The organism is Duganella dendranthematis, assembly GCF_012849375.1.
Lineage (GTDB): Bacteria > Pseudomonadota > Gammaproteobacteria > Burkholderiales > Burkholderiaceae_D > Rugamonas > Rugamonas dendranthematis.
In genome coordinates this window covers 4,496,301-4,512,590 of record NZ_CP051684.1, presented here as the reverse complement: position 1 = coordinate 4,512,590, position 16,290 = coordinate 4,496,301, and the positions used below count along the sequence as shown (strand labels likewise).

General features: G+C 62.1%; 14 protein-coding genes. 4 read left to right on the top strand and 10 right to left on the bottom strand.

What is annotated here, in order from left to right:
* Window positions 1–114 precede the first annotated feature (114 nt).
* Window positions 115–2,154, top strand: coding sequence for a site-specific recombinase (locus HH213_RS20640; protein WP_110848626.1), 2,040 nt, complete (start codon window positions 115–117; stop codon window positions 2,152–2,154).
* Window positions 2,155–2,165: 11 nt separating this feature from the next.
* Window positions 2,166–3,542, top strand: coding sequence for a cardiolipin synthase (cls, locus tag HH213_RS20635; protein ID WP_229263083.1), 1,377 nt, complete (start codon window positions 2,166–2,168; stop codon window positions 3,540–3,542).
* 7 nt (window positions 3,543–3,549) lie between these two features.
* On the opposite strand, the gene HH213_RS20630 is transcribed toward cls, so the two are convergent.
* The 3 genes from HH213_RS20630 to HH213_RS20620 are packed head-to-tail and all read right to left on the bottom strand — an operon-like array spanning window position 3,550 to window position 5,960.
* The gene (locus HH213_RS20630; protein ID WP_110848628.1) at window positions 3,550–4,368 is read right to left on the bottom strand and encodes a metallophosphoesterase family protein; all 819 of its coding nucleotides are present in this window, start codon (window positions 4,366–4,368) and stop codon (window positions 3,550–3,552) included.
* Window positions 4,369–4,377: 9 nt separating this feature from the next.
* On the bottom strand, window positions 4,378–5,268 hold the full coding sequence (locus HH213_RS20625) for a diacylglycerol/lipid kinase family protein (RefSeq protein WP_169113481.1): 891 nt from the start codon (window positions 5,266–5,268) through the stop codon (window positions 4,378–4,380).
* Window positions 5,269–5,273: 5 nt separating this feature from the next.
* Window positions 5,274–5,960 carry a phosphatase PAP2 family protein gene (locus tag HH213_RS20620; RefSeq protein ID WP_229263082.1) on the bottom strand — a complete coding sequence of 229 codons (687 nt, stop codon included), beginning with the start codon at window positions 5,958–5,960 and terminating at the stop codon, window positions 5,274–5,276.
* A 168-nt stretch (window positions 5,961–6,128) separates the two neighbouring features.
* On the opposite strand from HH213_RS20620, the gene HH213_RS20615 reads away from it, so the two are divergent.
* On the top strand, window positions 6,129–6,359 hold the full coding sequence (locus HH213_RS20615) for a hypothetical protein (RefSeq protein ID WP_110848631.1): 231 nt from the start codon (window positions 6,129–6,131) through the stop codon (window positions 6,357–6,359).
* A gap of 93 nt (window positions 6,360–6,452) precedes the next feature.
* Here HH213_RS20615 and HH213_RS20610 read toward each other — a convergent pair whose 3' ends face one another.
* Together HH213_RS20610 and HH213_RS20605 are read right to left on the bottom strand one after the other, a co-directional pair.
* Window positions 6,453–7,508, bottom strand: coding sequence for an AI-2E family transporter (locus HH213_RS20610; RefSeq protein WP_169113479.1), 1,056 nt, complete (start codon window positions 7,506–7,508; stop codon window positions 6,453–6,455).
* A gap of 86 nt (window positions 7,509–7,594) precedes the next feature.
* Window positions 7,595–8,494 (bottom strand): LysR family transcriptional regulator, encoded by a 900-nt coding sequence (locus HH213_RS20605; protein ID WP_169113478.1) that lies wholly within the window; start codon window positions 8,492–8,494, stop codon window positions 7,595–7,597.
* Window positions 8,495–8,592: 98 nt separating this feature from the next.
* Here HH213_RS20605 and HH213_RS20600 point away from each other — a divergent pair, with 98 nt between their 5' ends.
* Window positions 8,593–9,609: a zinc-binding alcohol dehydrogenase family protein gene (locus tag HH213_RS20600; protein ID WP_169113477.1), complete on the top strand. Its 1,017-nt coding sequence runs from the start codon at window positions 8,593–8,595 to the stop codon at window positions 9,607–9,609.
* Here the strand turns inward: HH213_RS20600 and HH213_RS20595 are convergent.
* The 5 genes from HH213_RS20595 to HH213_RS20575 all read right to left on the bottom strand — a co-directional run bounded on the left by HH213_RS20595 (window position 9,606) and on the right by HH213_RS20575 (window position 16,238).
* Window positions 9,606–10,133 carry a hypothetical protein gene (locus HH213_RS20595; protein WP_169113476.1) on the bottom strand — a complete coding sequence of 176 codons (528 nt, stop codon included), beginning with the start codon at window positions 10,131–10,133 and terminating at the stop codon, window positions 9,606–9,608. The two genes, HH213_RS20600 and HH213_RS20595, sit on opposite strands and share 4 nt — an antisense overlap.
* An 87-nt stretch (window positions 10,134–10,220) precedes the next feature.
* Complete coding sequence (gene alaC / locus HH213_RS20590; protein ID WP_169113475.1) at window positions 10,221–11,420, bottom strand: alanine transaminase; 1,200 nt, start codon at window positions 11,418–11,420, stop codon at window positions 10,221–10,223.
* Window positions 11,421–11,517: 97 nt separating this feature from the next.
* The gene (locus tag HH213_RS20585; protein ID WP_169113474.1) at window positions 11,518–11,835 is read right to left on the bottom strand and encodes a hypothetical protein; all 318 of its coding nucleotides are present in this window, start codon (window positions 11,833–11,835) and stop codon (window positions 11,518–11,520) included.
* 100 nt (window positions 11,836–11,935) lie between these two features.
* The gene (locus tag HH213_RS20580; RefSeq protein WP_169113473.1) at window positions 11,936–12,790 is read right to left on the bottom strand and encodes an EamA family transporter; all 855 of its coding nucleotides are present in this window, start codon (window positions 12,788–12,790) and stop codon (window positions 11,936–11,938) included.
* 1 nt (window position 12,791) lies between these two features.
* Window positions 12,792–16,238, bottom strand: coding sequence for a DUF748 domain-containing protein (locus HH213_RS20575; RefSeq protein ID WP_169113472.1), 3,447 nt, complete (start codon window positions 16,236–16,238; stop codon window positions 12,792–12,794).
* Window positions 16,239–16,290 lie beyond the last annotated feature (52 nt).

The following is a 16,290-nucleotide window of genomic DNA, read 5'->3' as shown; positions in this document are numbered from 1 at the left end:
GTGCGCATGACCACGCAGCTGTCGTATTTCGTCGCAGAAACGTATGTTCGTTGGCGTACATACTTGGGGCCAGGCTGCCGCTATACTGCTGTTTTATCTGACGAGGCTATCTCCATGCTCGAACTTCTGGAACGCATCGACGCAGACAGCAATGACATCGGCCCGCTGGTCGCGCTGTTTGACACCCTGCGTCCTAAGCGCGCCACCGACGGCGTGCGCGCCACTGCCAACGTGCGCACCCTGTGCCAGCTACTCAAAGGCAATCCCGCGCAAGCCATTGCGCTGCGCAACTACGTGCGCAATCTGCTGGCGTCACGCCGCCACGCCAGCCTGTACACCGAGATCGGCGTGCTGTCCAACGACGGCTTCTTCAGCGAGCTGAAGACCCGCATCGCCTACCGCGTCCTGCCACCGGCGCTGGGCAACGATTACCTGAGCGAGGCGGTCGACCAGATCGCCTACAAACGCACCGATTACATCTGGATGTCCGCCGTGCCGGCCGACGACTGGCTGCAACTGATCGACGTCGTGCTGCATGCCGAGCAACGCGCTGCGGACCGCGTCGAACGCGACGCCCAGCCCTATCTGGGCAACGTCATGCTGCCGGGCCTGCTGGACGCGCTGCGCACGCTGTCCTACCGCGTCTGTGCCATCGGCCTGGAGCCGCGCCTGACCAACTTCCACACCGAGATGGAGACCTACGAATCGCCCTTCATGGTGCAGAACTTCGAAGTCAACGCCTACCTGGACGCCTATCACCGGCAACTGGCCGGCCAGGAGGTCGAGATTGAAGACGCGCGCCACCTGCTGGTGATGCTCGACCAGTGCGACACCGTGATTGCCAAGATCCGCAAGAAGGCGCTGAGCCAGGGCACCAGCATCGCCCTGACCTACCTGCTGGTGTCGCTGACGCAAAGCCTGGACCGCATGCGCAAGCTGCTGTTCCTGGTGGACGTGCACCAGCCCGGCGAAGAACACGACCACGCGCGCCGCCTGGCCGCGATCGCGCTGGCGCGCGAACTGATCGACGCGCACAACAACAAATACATGGTGCGCGACCTACTGCGCGACAACATCAACCTGCTAGCGCGCAACGTCACCGAAAACGCCAGCCACACCGGCGAGCACTACGTGGCCGACACGCGGCGCGAGCTGGGCGGCATGTTCGTGTCGTCGGCCGGCGCCGGCCTGATCATCGGCTTCATGGCGCTGTTCAAGATCCTGATGTCCTACCTGCGCGCCGCGCCGCTGGTCGAGGCCTTCCTGTTCAGCATGAACTACTCGCTCGGCTTCGTGCTGATCCACCTGCTGCACTTCACGGTGGCGACCAAGCAGCCGGCCATGACGGCGTCGCGCATCGCCTCCGGCCTGCACAGCAAGGACGGCCGCAACATCGACATCGACAGCATGGCCGAGCTGTGCGCCAGGGTGATCCGCACGCAGAACATGGCGGTGCTGGGCAACCTGGCGATCTGCATTCCGACCGCGTGGCTGATCGCCATGGCGTGGCCCTACATGACCGGCCACCACCTGGTGACGCCGGAGAAGGCCATGCATCTGCTGCAGGACATCGACCCGATCCACGCGCCGACGCTGATCTACGCCGCGATTGCCGGCGTCTGCCTGTTCGTGGCCGGCCTGATCTCGGGCTACTACGACAACAAGGCGCTGTACACGCGCTGGGCTCAGCGCGTCGCGCAACTGCGCGGCCTGCGCTGGCTGCTGGGACAGCAACGATTGGAGCGGCTGGGCGTCTACCTGGAGAACAACCTGGGCGGGCTGATGGGTAATTTCTGCTTCGGCATCCTGCTCGGCATCATGCCGTTCCTCGGCTTCGTGCTGGGCATACCGCTGGACATCCGCCACGTCACCTTCTCGTCAGCCAACTTTGCGACAGCAATTGTTGGACTCGATCACAATGTCAGCTGGGAACTGGTTGTGACCTCGGTGGCAGGTTTCCTTTCCATCGGGACAGTCAATCTGCTGGTCAGCTTCGGCCTGGCGCTGTGGGTCGCACTGCGATCGCGCCAGGTGCGTTTCAAGCAGGGCTGGCAGCTGACCAAGGCATTGGGGCGGCGCTTCCGCGCCGGTCCGATCAGCTTCCTGTTTGGCAGTTCCGACGACGTTCAATTAATCGACAAAGGCTCACAATGAAAGTCTTGTGCATGCGTTTCTGGATTCCCCTCGGCTTGATGTGCTGGGGCTTGCTGGGCGCGTGCGCATCGCTGCCGAATGTGACAGCGCTGGGCGACAAGCTGGAACCGGCGGCCACGCCCACCGTCAAGGGCACCAATGGCGAACTGAGTGGCGCGCGCAGCAAGGCGTTGCTGGCCAAGCGCTGGGCCAAGGGTACACTGGACCTGCAACAGCAGGCGGCGCTGGAGGAAGCGGCAACCGGCGTGCCCCTCATCGCCGGCAACAAGACCACCTTGCTGTTCGATGGTCCGCAGACCATGAAGGCGATGCTGGAGGCGATCACCAGTGCGCGCAACAACATCAATCTGGAAACCTATATCTTCGACCAGGACGAACTGGGGCTGAAGTTTGCCGATGCGCTGATCGAACGACAGCAGCAAGGCGTGACCGTGAATATCCTGTATGACAGCGTCGGCACCATCGGCGTGCCGGCCGAGTTCTTCAAGCGCATGCGCGACGCCGGCATCAAGCTGATCGAATTCAATCCGGTCAACCCGGCCAAGGTCAGCGGCAATGACTGGAAGCTCAACAACCGCGACCATCGCAAGGTGCTGATCGTCGACGGCAAGATCGCTTTTACCGGCGGCATCAATATCAGCGCCACCTATGCCAAGAGTTCGCTGTTCCGCTCCGCCTCCAAGCCGACCAGCAAGAAGGACGTGGGCTGGCGCGACACCCATATCAAAGTCGAAGGGCCGGCGGTGCAGGCCTTCCAGTGGCTGTTCGTGCGCCAGTGGGCGTCGCAGGACAAGGATGATCTGCGCGAAGCCGATTACTTCCCCAAGCCGGTGATTGCCGGCGACAAGGTGGTGCGCGTGCTGGGCAGCGATCCGGACGGACAGTTTGAAATTTACAAGGCCTACGCGCTGGCCTTCCAGGAAGCTAAGAAATCGATCCACATCACCTCCGCCTACTTTGTGCCCGACCGGCAGACGGTGGATGCGCTGATCGCGGCAGCCAAGCGCGGCGTCGACGTCAAGATCGTGCTGCCGGGGGTGTCGGATAGCGGGCTGGTGTTCTATGCCGGCCATGCCTTCTACGACGACCTGCTGGCGGCCGGCGTGAAAATCTACCAGCTCAAGCTGGCGGTCCTGCACGCCAAGACCGCCGTGGTCGACAGCAACTGGTCGACGGTCGGCTCGACCAACCTCGACACCCGCAGCTTCCTGCACAACAGCGAGCTCAACGTGATCGTCATGGGCGAACCGTTCGGCAACGAAATGGAGCGCGCCTTCCAGGAAGACATCCGCGATTCGAACCTGATCACGCTGGAACAATGGCGCCACCGTCCGTGGGCCAACCGCATGAAGGAATGGGCGGCGCGCTTTATGGATTACTGGCTCTAATAATGCGTTAGGCTTCGGCGGCCATCGCCCAGACGTCGCCGTTGCGGCGGAAGCATTCGGTGTGCACTTTCTCGAAGCTGGCCGTGCCTTCCACCCAGCTGTAGCGTTCGACCTCCACATCGTCCGGCGCCACCCGCAGCACGTTGAAGGAATTCGATTCGCCACGCCCGCGGGTTGAGGTCGCCGTGCCGGCCTGCACCACCAGCGCCGCGTAGCCGCTGATCTTGTAGCGCTGCGCACTGTTGCCGGCGTGGCTGGCGTGCAGGTGCCCGGCCAGCAGCACGTCGACGCCACATTCGGCAAACGCCTGCATTGCCATCGGCGCGCGGTCGACCAGATCATCTTTGTCAAATGTGTCCGGCAAATCGAAGGGATGGTGGGTGACGATGATGCGCGTGTGCTCCGGCCCCACCGCCTGCATGCGCTGCCGCATCTGCGCCAGCTGCTCTTTGTTGACGCGGCCATCCTTGAAAGTCAGCGAGCGCGCGGTGTTGATACCGAGTACGGCGATTTCATCGTCCACGTATTCCGGCGCCAAGTCGAGCGTGACATAGCGCAGGTATTTGCGCAGCGGCGCCAGGAAGCGGCTGGCGACGTTGTACAACGGGATGTCGTGATTGCCCGGCACCACGATCTGCGGCCCCGGCAAGGTGTCCAGCCACGCGCGCGCGGCCTTGAATTCCTCGGTCTTGGCGCGCTGGGTCAGGTCGCCCGACACCACCACCACGTCCGGCGCCAGCTTGACCACCAGTTCCTGCAACGGCCGCAGCAAATCCTGATCGACGCGGCCAAAATGCAGATCGGATAAATGGACGATGGTGCGCATGCGCTTCTCCTAGACGGCCGGAACGATGACAGACAGCGCCGCAGCGCGCGAGCGATAGCATAGCGGCGGCTTCATCAGCGTCACTTCGCCGTCGGTGGCCACCCGCAGATGGTGGTGGCGGGTTTCAATTTCCAGCGACGACGCCGACAATACGTCGAAATCGCGCGCCGCTTCCAGCTTGCCGAACAGCGCATGCGCGGCGTAGCGCAACAGGCCGAGCCGGGTTGGTTTCTGCGCCACGTACAGGCACAGCTTGCCGCTGTCGATGCGCTCGCGCGCGCCCAGCGTCAATCCTTGCAGGTATTCGTTGTTACCAATGAAGACGAATGGTGTGCGGCGCAGGTGCTCGTCGCCGTTGATCTTCAGCCGTACATTCAGGAACGGGAAACGCCGTAGCGCGGCAAACATGGCCCGTCCGAACGCCGGCCACTTGCCGCGTCCCAGATGCTTTTGTTGCTTTTCACGGTCGCGCACGATGTCGGGATAGATGCCCAGGCTGGAGTTGTTGAGGAAGATGCGGCCGTTGACTTCGCCCACATCGACCTTGCCGGTCTGGCCATGCACCACGTTGGCGACCGCGGCATCCAGATCCAGCGGGATCTTCAGATCCTTGGCGAAGTGGTTCAGCGTGCCGAGCGGCAGCACGCCCAGCCGCGTTTCGGTACCGGCCAGCACCGAGGCCACCGCATTGATGGTGCCGTCGCCGCCGCCCGCCACCACCACCGGCGCGCCCTCCTTCACCGCGCGTTCGGCGCGCGCGATCATTTCGTCGCCGCTCTTGGCCAGCGTGATGTCGGGGTCGATGCCCTGACTGCGGAACTTCTCTTCCAACGCGGCAGTCCAGCCGCCACAGTAGCCCAGCCCGGCACCCGCATTAACAATGACGACGATTTTATCCATATTATTTATACCGTTTTACCCTCGCGCCGACGGCGCAGCGTGGAGATCGCCGTGATGCACACCGCCAGCCACGCGACGCTTTCGGCCATGGCCGCCAGCACGTCGCTGACATAGTGCGCGCCCAGATACACACGGCTGAATGCCACCAACAATACCATTGTCAGGCAGAAGATGACTGTTCCCACACGCACACTCCACGCCGGCCGCGCCATCACCAGGTAGCTGACCAGCAGGCCATAGAAACAGGTGGCGGCGGTGGTATGGCCGCTGGGGAAACTGTAGGTGGTCAGCGTTACCAGCGGATCATCAAACACCGGCCGCGCACGCTGGAAGAAGAATTTCAACGCCACGTTCAGCGCCATCCCGCCCGGCACCGCAAACGCCAGCGCCAGTAGCCAGTAGCGCGCCTGCTGCCGCCATAAATAGCCGGCCAGCAGGCAAAACAGCAGCACCATGCCGGCCACCGAATGCATGGCGGAGACGCCGACCATCAGGCTGGTGAGCGGCTCGAAGGCGTGCACATTGAACCAATGCGCTACCTGCAAGTCCAATACCGTGATGGCAGCCTGCCCCATGACCGCCTCCGCCAGTTCATGGAAAACCAGCCCGGAAACCAGCAGCAGCGCCATGCCGACGGTTAAATGCAGGCCGAATTCGCCGCCGGGAGACAGTCTTGCCTCGACGAAACTCATGAGTTTGCTAATAGTTGGTCCTCCCCGCATAGCCGCCGATGAAGTTGGCGTAAAAATCACAAAATAACGAATTTACTGTTTATTTGCACAGTACCTGTTTATTCATACAGTAGTTATGCTATTCTGAACTCCTCGTTAAACACAACTTCCCACAAAAAAGGAACTGTCATGAGCACTCTGAATAGCAGCTTTGGCTCCCGCTTCGGTCTCGAATACCTGCCTACCTCGTTTATGGTTCGCATGGGTCGGCGCGAAATGATGGTGTGCCGTGACTTCCGCAAGCGTTTCTATGCGGTGAACCCGATTATCGAATGCGATACCGGCGTGCAGGCTGGCCATCTGGAAGTGCTGATGTTCCGCCGCTGGCTGCTGATCCTGTCGAAGTCGAAGGCGCACTAATGATTGCCGGCGCCAGTTGCCCTACCCATGCACAAGACAGGCCGGCAGATGCCGCAGCCTCGCTTGCGCTCCTCACCTGGGTTTGGCAACTGGCTAGCCGACATCCGCATGATGACTTTGCGCCTCGTGCCACAGCGTTACAAACAGCACCATCACCACCGGACCAATAAACAGTCCGACCAGGCCCAGGGTTTCGACCCCGCCCAATATGCCGAACAGTACGGCCAGGAACGGCAAGCGCGTTGCGTTGCCGATGATGCCTGGTCGCACGAAGTGATCCGCCACAAACAGCACCACGGTGCCCCAGGCTGCCACGCCAATGGCGGCTGGCAGCGCGCCGCCAAACGCCAGCACGGCTGCTGCGCTGACGAAGGCAATCGGCGCACCGAAAGGGATGATGGCCAGGATGCCGGTCGCAGCCGCCCACAGCACGGCGGACTTCAGACCAGCCAGCCAGTAGGCTATGCCGATCAACACGCCTTCCGCCAGGCCAACCAGCACCAGGCCGTTGACGGTGGCGCGGATCGCGGTCGGGATTTTCTCAGAGTATTGCGCCCAGCGCTGTTCACTGAACCAGCGGCTGCCGATATTCATGATCTGGCGGTTCAGCACTTCGCCGTCTTTGTAGAAGAAGAACAGGCACAGGAAGGCCAGGCCAAAGTCTACCAGGCGGTGCATGAAGCCGACGCCGGCCACCTTGATGATGTCGCTGGCCGAATGGAAGCCGTTGATTTCGCGGTCGGAGAACAAATGCGCCAGGCCATGCGGCTGGCTCAGCGTCGCCTGCCACCATTCGGCGATGGAGTCGCCAACCACCGGCAGGTGGGCCAGGAAGTCCGGCACCGGCACGCCATCGGTATTGGCGCTGACGATGTAGTTGGCCAGCTCCGGCGCCTGCCGTGCCGCCTGCGCCACGCCCAACAAGGCCGGCACGATGAAGATCGCCGCTACCACCAAGGTCAGCAAGGCGGCCGACAGAATGGGATGGCCGATGCGCGCGCGCAGCCGCACATACATCGGCCAGGTCGCCACGCACAAAATGCCTGCCCATATCAGCGGCAGGAAGAAACGCTGCATCACGAAGGCCGCCAACACTATCAGCGTCAGCGAAAATCCGGCGCTGAGGACATCGCGCTGGGTTTCGGTCATCACTCTCTCCCGATCATTTTTATTGACGCTATGGTAAGCGCAATTTGTCGCAGCGCAACCATACTGCAGGCGAATTTCAGGTCGCCTTAAGCTTTCTCGCACTGAGCCCGCAGGAAGTCGCGCAGTTGCAGCACCGTCGGCGTGATCTGCGCGCGGTGCATGCAGACCATGTTGAGCGGCGTCGGTTCGCCCAGGGCATCGGGCAGCAGCACTTGCAGGCGGCCGGCGCGAATGTCGGCGCTGACATCCAGCCGCGATTTGTAGGCAATGCCCACTCCGGCCACCGCCCAGCGCCGCACCACGTCGGCATCGTCGGCAGTGCGGTTGCCGCTGACATGCACCACGTCCGGCGTCGCGTGCTGTTCGCTGTAAAAACTCCAGCGGTCGTGAATGACGTCGTCCAGCATGAAGCGCAGGCAGTTGTGCTGCGCCAGATCGTCCAGCGAATGGAGCCTGCCGTGCTGCTTCAGGTATTCAGGCGAAGCCACCAGCACGCGGCGGTTTTCCGGCGCCAGCGGCAAGGCGATCAGGCTGGAATCTTCCTGCTTGCCGTAACGGATGGCGATGTCGATCGGCTGCCGGTACATATCTGACACGCGGTCGCTGATGCCCAGTTGCAGCACCACTTTCGGATACTGCGCCTGAAATTCGTCCAGCCAGCCCACCACCAGATTGCGCCCGAGGTCGGACGGCATCGAGATTTTCAGCGTGCCACCCAGGATTTCCTTCCCCTGGATCAGCGCATCGTGCCCTTCCTTGAGTACGCGCAGCGCCTCGCTCGCATGGCGCAGATAATGTTCGCCCTCTTCCGTCAGCCGCAGCGAACGCGTAGTGCGCGCGAACAGGCGCAGTTTCAGCTCGCCTTCCAGCCGCTTGAGGGCGGCACTGGCCAGTGCCGGCGAGATCTCCAGCTCGCGGGCTGCCGCCGACAAGCTGCCACGGTCGGCAGTGCGGACAAATACAGTCAGATCGTCTAAGCGCAGCAATTTTCGTCATTCCTTTGAAAGAGTTTCGCCAAAAGGCGCTTTTTTCTCTTTAAAAAACAAAATATCATACTTCCATCCCAACTTCATTGGAGAATCCCATGAAAGCAATCGCCTACCGCAAATCGCTCCCTATCGAAGACGCCGAATCGCTGATCGACATCGAACTGCCAACGCCCCAGGCCAGCGGCCGCGACCTGCTGGTCGAAGTGCGCGCCATTTCGGTCAATCCGGTCGACACCAAGATTCGCCGCAACGTGGCGCCGGCCGACGGCCAGGCCAAGGTGATCGGCTGGGATGCGGCCGGCGTGGTGAAAGCTGTCGGCCCGGACGTGAGCCTGTTCAAGGTCGGCGATGAAGTCTGGTATGCAGGCGACCTGACCCGCGCCGGCACCAACAGCGAACTGCATCTGGTGGACGAGCGCATCGTCGGCTACAAGCCGAAGAACCTGGACTTCGCGCAAGCCGCTGCGCTGCCACTGACCTCCATCACCGCCTGGGAATTGCTGTTCGACCGTCTGGGTGTCAGCCGTGATGCGGCCGCCACCCAGGGCAAGTCGCTGCTGGTGATCGGCGCCGCCGGCGGTGTCGGTTCGATCCTGGTGCAGCTGGCGCGTCAGCTGACCGGCCTGACCATCATCGGCACCGCTTCGCGTCCGGAAACCGGCGAGTGGGTCAAGCAGCTCGGAGCCCACCATGTGATCGACCACAGCAAGCCGCTGAATGAAGAAATCACCCGCCTCGGCCTGCCGACGGTGACGTATGTGGCGTCGCTGAACCAGACCGATCACCACTGGACGGCGATCAGCGAGCTGGTGGCGCCGCAAGGCAAGGTCGCGCTGATTGACGATCCAGCCAGCATCGACGTGCGCACGCTGAAACGCAAGAGCGTGTCGCTGCACTGGGAATTCATGTACACCCGCTCGATGTTCCAGACCGACGACATCCAGCAGCAGCATCAACTGCTGAACGACGTGGCAACGCTGGTGGAGACTGGCGCGGTCAAGACCACGCTGGCGGAACGCTTCGGCAAGATCAACGCCGAAAACCTGAAGCGCGCCCATGCCCTGGTGGAGAGCAACCGCGCCAAAGGCAAGATTGTGTTGGAAGGGTTCTAAGCGCGGGCGGAATGGGCTGCGGCGGCATCCGCCTCGGCCCGCAGTTTGGCCAGCACTGCCTCGTCATGGCGCGTCAGCGCGTCCTGCATGCGGCTGGCCGACGCGCAAGACGCGTCAAGGATTTCCAGGAAGGTGGTCTGGCGCCGTTTCAAGCCCACCGATTCATAGCCCAGCTGCTCGAACATGCGGCCAATGTCCACACAGTAATTGCGCAGCTCCATCATGGTGCTCTTGGTAAATTCGATATCGGTGCGCATGCTGTGGTCCAGATCCAGCATTTCCATTTTTTCTTGCGCTATCGGCGAGGCGTCATGAATGGCTGGTCCCCAGCGGTCGAACTTGCCGCGAATGCGCTTGATGCGCGCAATCTTCTGATCCAGCATCCGGCAATAGTGCCAACTCAGCCAGCACACCGGCAAGCGGGCCACAAATCGCGGCAAGCCGGCGGTGGCCAGATTGCGTTCGAGTTTTTGGACTGCATTGACCAGGCGACGCGCGCTGGCTCCGGTGGAAAAATCGGACATGATGGTAGCTCCTCTGATCGGTCTAGTGAGCTACAGTAGCCGCCGCATCAAGCACAGAGTTTGATGCGGCTTAAACTCACCGCAAATTTATGCGGAAGTTTTGCGCAACATGGCTTTGATGCCACGCAGGCCCTGGCGGATGCGCGCTTCGTTCTCGATCAGCGCAAAACGCACGTACTCGTCGCCATACTCCCCGAAGCCGATGCCGGGGGAAACGCAAACCTTGGCCTCGGCCAGCAGCAGCTTGGCGAATTCCAGCGAGCCGAGATGGCGATACGCTTCCGGAATGCGGGCCCAGATGTACATCGAGGCTTTCGGCTTGTCGACCGGCCAGCCGGCTTCCAGCAGGCCTTTGTGCAGCACGTCGCGCCGGCTCTGGTACTGCGCGCAGATCTCGCTGACGCAATGCTGGTCGCCCTCCAGCGCGGCAATCGCCGCCACCTGCACCGGCGTAAAGCTGCCGTAGTCGTGGTAGCTCTTGATGCGCGCCAGCGCCGCCACCAGCTCCTTGTTGCCGACCATGAAGCCGACGCGCCAGCCGGCCATATTGTAGCTCTTGGACAGTGTGAAGAATTCTACCGCCACCTCGCGCGCGCCGGGCACCTGCATGATGGACGGCGCTTTCCAGCCGTCGAATACGATGTCGGCGTAGGCCAGGTCGTGTATCACCAGGATGTTGTGCTGCCTGGCCAGCGCCACCACGCGCTCGAAGAATTCCAGCTCCACGCACTGCGCGGTGGGATTGGATGGGAAGCCGAGGATCATCATCTTCGGCTTGGGGTAGCTCTCGCGCACCGCGCGTTCCAGTTCGTCGAAGAAGTCGACACCGGGCGTCATGCGCACCGAGCGGATATTCGCGCCGGCGATCACCGCGCCCCAGATATGGATCGGGTAGCTGGGATTGGGCACCAGCACCGTGTCGCCCTGGTCCAGCGTGGCCAGCATCAGGTGCGCCAGCCCTTCCTTGGAACCGATGGTGACGATGGCTTCCGAGTCGGGATCGAATTCGACGTCGTAACGCGTTTTGTACCAGCGCGAGATGGCGCGGCGCAGCCGCGGAATGCCTTTGGAGGCCGAATAGCCGTGGGTGTCGGGCCGTTGCACGGTGTCGACCAGCTTGCTCACAATGTGCGGCGGCGTAGCGCCGTCTGGATTGCCCATCGACATATCGATGATGTCTTCGCCGCGCCGGCGCGCCGCCAGCTTGAGTTCGGCGGTGACATTGAAAACGTAGGGAGGCAGGCGATCAATACGCGCAAAGCTGCGCGGAGTTGGGGTGTCAGTCATGGATGTCTCACGTAAGCGCCCGGAACCGTCCGAGCGACGCTGATGCAGTTGCATCGGGATCGATACTAGACGATCCCGTCCACGTCTGGCAAGCGCTTTAGGCGGTGGTCTGCTTTTCCTGTTCGCTGAACCACTCGAACAAAATCAGGCCGATGATGGAGGCGACCGGCATGAAGACCAGCGACACCAGCACCCACGCCACCGGCGAACGGTCCAGGCGCTTGGCGGCCATGGCGATGAAGAACAGGTGCAGCACCAGGCAGACGAAAATACCGATGCCGGCGGCGATGATCAACAGCAGCGACTGGCTGGTGTACTTGAACAGCGGCGGCAAAAACGACGCGACGGCGAAGATCCACAGCACCAGCGTGACGGCAGCGGCAGCAATCGGTTGTTGGGCACGAGCGACTTGCATGGCAACCTCCTTGGAAGAAGCGTCCATGCTGCCACGAACGCGTTGCAAAAGCAACAAACAGCTGTTTGTAGCGATACGCTCGCGGCGCTTCGGATTCGAGCTAGCGCAAGGAAGTCAGTGCCGACGCCATCACGATGGCGCCAATGGCCAGCCACTGGATCAGCGTCAAATGCTCGCCCAGCACGACCATGCCGGCCAGCGCGCTGAGCGCCGGCGCCGCGCTGCTGAACATACTGAACGTGCGCGACGACAGCCTGCGCATCGACAGCATCTCCAGCGTGTACGGCAAGGCGCTGGACATCACCGCAATCGCCAGCCCGACCAGCATGAAGGACGGCGTCAGCAACAACGCACCCGCATGCGCCACGCCAATCGGCACGATGAACAGCGACGCCGCCAACATGCCCCATGCCACCGACTGCCCGCCCGACATCGACGACACCCGCTTGCCGTAGACGATGTACAAGGCCCAGCACACCGCCGCGCCGGCGGCATACGCCACACCCACCGGATCGAGCTGATCGACCTGGCCATGGATCGGCAACAGGAAATACAGGCCGACCGCCGCCAGGCACACGGCGACGAAATCGCGCGGACGATGCGACGACAGCACCGCCACTGTCAGTGGCCCAGCCACTTCAATCGCCACGGCGATGCCCATCGGGATGCGGGAAAAGGCGCGGTAGATCAGCAGATTCATCAGGCCGATCACTGAGCCGTAGATGGCGACGTTAAGTACCTGTTTCAGCGTCAGCGGCGTGCGCCACGGACGGAAGATCAGCAGCATCACCAGCGCCGACATGCCGACGCGATACGCCGTCACGCCTTCCACACCGATGCTGGGAAACAGTTGCTTGGCAATCGCCGCGCCGAGGTTCAACGACAGCTGGCTGCACAGCAGCGCCAGCCCCGCCAGCACGGGACTGCCGGCGGGGTGTTTATTCGATTCAGTCATCTTATTTCGCCGACAGTTCCAGCTTCACCGCGACTGGCTTACCGGCGGCGCTGTCAGTGGTGGCTGGTGCGGCGGCCGACACCGTGGTTGCGCCGGCTTCCTTCAGCACCGCGACCACTGCTGCGGCACGCTGCGCTCCCAGTTGCGACAAGGCGTCCTTGGCTAACGGCTGATTCTGCTCCAGACGCGCTTGCAGCTTGCCGTAGAAGGCCGTGGCGTCCGCCACCTGCGGCTCGCCCTGCACCAGTTTGCCCAGTCGCTGCAACATCGGCAGCTTCTTCGCGGCGGTGCCAGCGGGCGCGGCGGAGGCGGTGTCGCCGGCAGCGGCAGCATCGGTAACGCCGGCACTGGCCTCGGCCGCCTTCTTCTCCTTGTCCAACTCGGCAGCGCCGAAGCGTTCGGCGTACAGGTCACGCAGCGCGGTGCGCACTTTGCGCTGGCCGATATCCAGCGGCCCCGGTTGCTCGGCTGCCGCCAGCTTGATGTCTGCCTTGACCAGTACAGCGCGACGCAACACTTGCGCGCGCAACGCGGCGCCATCATTGGCCTCGCTATACAGGCCCGGCACGGAAAGTTTTAAGTCCGGCTTCTTCGCCAGAATCTGCGCGACCTGCTTCAGCTTCTCACGCTCCGGCGGTTGAACAACATCGCTGCCGGCGTCGAACTCCACTGCTTCCAACTTGTCGCCGCTGACGCCAAACAGATTGCCCAGCGCGCGGAATGGCGAGGTCACTATCTTGGTCATGATGTTGCCCAACGCCTTCCACACCACCGCGCCATAGCTGAAGCTCGGGTCGTTCATATTGCCCGCCACCGGGATGCCGAGATCGATGCGGCCGTTACTGTCCTTGAGGATGGCCAGCGCCAGCTCCAGCGGCAACTTCAGCGCGTCAGGGCTGTCGATGCGTTCGCCCAAGGTCAGGTTATCCAGCAGCACCTGATTGTTGCCATCCAATTGGCCATTGCGCACTTTGTATTGCAAGTCCAGCGAGATCTTGCCTTGCGCGATTTTGTAGCCGGCGAACTTCATGCTGTACGGCGAGGCCGCCACCATGTCGATGTTCTTGAAGATCACGTTCAAGTCGGTGTTATCGGCTGGTACGAACGGGTTCAGCTGGCCACGCACGCGCGCCTGGCCGTACTCGTCAACGCGGCCATCCAGCTCGATCTGGCTGCGCGCATCGCGCTTGGACGACAGACCGGTGATGATGCCGTTCAGCTCGTAAATGTGCGCGCCGAATTGCGGACGCAGGCTGAGGTCGGTGAAGTCTAGCTTGGCGTCCTGCAGACGTACGCGGCGGATGCGGACCGGGAATGGCTCACTGGCTGCTGGCGTTGCGGCAACCGCAGGGGCAGATGAGGATGCAGCGGCGGCCGGCGCCGGCGGCTCCACCAGCAAACGCTGCGCATTGAAGCTGCGATCATTTTCGATAATCAGAATCGCGGTCGGCTCGATCACGCGCAATTCGGCCACATCCAGCAAGTCCGGCTTGAGGCTCAACGCCAGCTTGTCTGCACGCACGCTGGACCAGTGGGCGAAGCGGTCATTATCCAGTTCATTCAGCGACAGCTGGGCCACTTCAAAAGAACCGTCATAGCGCAGCGCCGGATCGGTCTTGCTGCCACCCGCGCCAGTGCGCAGGTGGCCTTGCGCGTTAATGGCGCCGTCGGCGATTTTCAGCTTGATGTACTTGCCAAGCAGCGGCTGCACTGGCGCCAACGCCAGTTTACTCAGCTTCAGATCGGTATCGACCGCGCCGGTGGACGGCACGACCTTGCCCTTGGCGACCAGTTGGCCGCCTTCGCGCAGGCCGACGCCGCCTTCAAACGCCAACGGCTTTTTCAGGTCGGTGCTGGCGTCGCGAACTTTCAGATTGAAGTCCTGCAAATTGATTTTGATGCCAGTGCTGGCATCATCAAAGCGAGCGCCGAACTTGTTCAGCTCGACCGACTTGATGGCGGCTTCCCACGGCGTGCTGGCCGATGCCGGCGCAGGCGTTGGCGACTTGGCCGCTGCCGCTCCGCCACTGCCCGCCTTCGGCAGCGTGTTCAGGAACAGGAACTGGCCCTTGGCATCCCGCGACAAATCGAGCTGCCCGCCGTCCGCATACAAACGTCCCACATTGGCCTTGTGCGCATCCAGATCCAGCGTAGCGTCTTCAAAGCCAACACGCGACAGCCTGAGCGGTGCTTGCGAACCGGCGCTCATCGACAGGTTATCCATCGAGAAATCTGCATCGGCGATGTTCAGTTTGCTACCGTCCAGCTGCAATGCCAGTTTCAGCTGGGCGTTGTCGGTGCTGACTTTCAGCGCCGGACTTACGGTCTGATCGAAGTAATTGATTGCCACTGCATCCAGGCCGATCTGCTTGAATTGCAGTTTCCAGCTGCCCTTGGCCGCAGCAGGCGCTGGCTTGGCCGGCGCCGGAGTAGGCGGCGCTACCTGCGCCGGCAACGTCAAATTCGCCACATCCAGCTCGCCCATTGCATCACGCCGCACGGTCAGCGCGCCGCCGTTCAACTGCAAGCTGCCAACGCTGACCGACTGTTTCAGCAAATCGACGCCCACGTCGCCAACCGCCAGCTGCCTGACCTTCACAAACGCCGCATCCGCGCCACGCTTCAGCGACAGATCGCTCAGCGTCAGACCAGCGCCAGCCAAACTGGCTTCCAGCTTGCCATCTTTGTAGCCAAACTTGTACGGCAGCCTGGCGGACAACTTGCCCTCCTCCACTACGACGCGCGAGAACGACTTCAGATACGTCGCCAGGCCGGGCAAGGCGACATTCTCCAGCGTCAGCACACCGCTGCCGCCAATTGGGTTCACTGCCGCCACACCTTTCCAGGACAACTTGCCACCGAGGCCCGCATCCGCGTTCAGCGTGTAATCGCCGTTCTCATCCGGCAGCGTGCTCAGGTTGTTTAGCGCGAAAGTGATCGGCGTGAAAGTATCGTCATAGCCGGCATGCTTGTCATGCATGGCCACCTGGCCGTTATCCAGCACAAAGTGTTCGATCACCAGACGCGGCATCGGCGAATCCGGCTCATCCGGCTTCTTGTGCTTTTCCAGCGTCTTCAGGAATTCAGCGATATTGAACTTGCCGTCCTTGGCAATCGCCAGCTGCACGCCGGGCTGCGTGATGCGAATCTCGGCAAAACTCCAGGCGCGGCGGAACAGCGAACGCCACTGCATCTCCACCGCCAGCCCGCCGACCGCAAACAGCGGCGCGCCGTCAGCCTCGGTGAAGCGCACATCCTGCGCCTCCAGGCGCAACGTGAAAGGATTAAAACTGAGCTGGCCGATGCTGGCTTTGCGCTCCAGTTCGGTCTCGGCATACTTGGGCAGTTGGCTTTTGATCACACTCGGCAACAGCCATGCTCCCGCCAATGCATACACACCGACAGCGCTCACCGCACCAATGCCCCACCGCTTCCAACGTATTGCCATACCCAGCCAGCCTTCACTATTTTTATGTAACAAGCAACAGTATAATCGATGC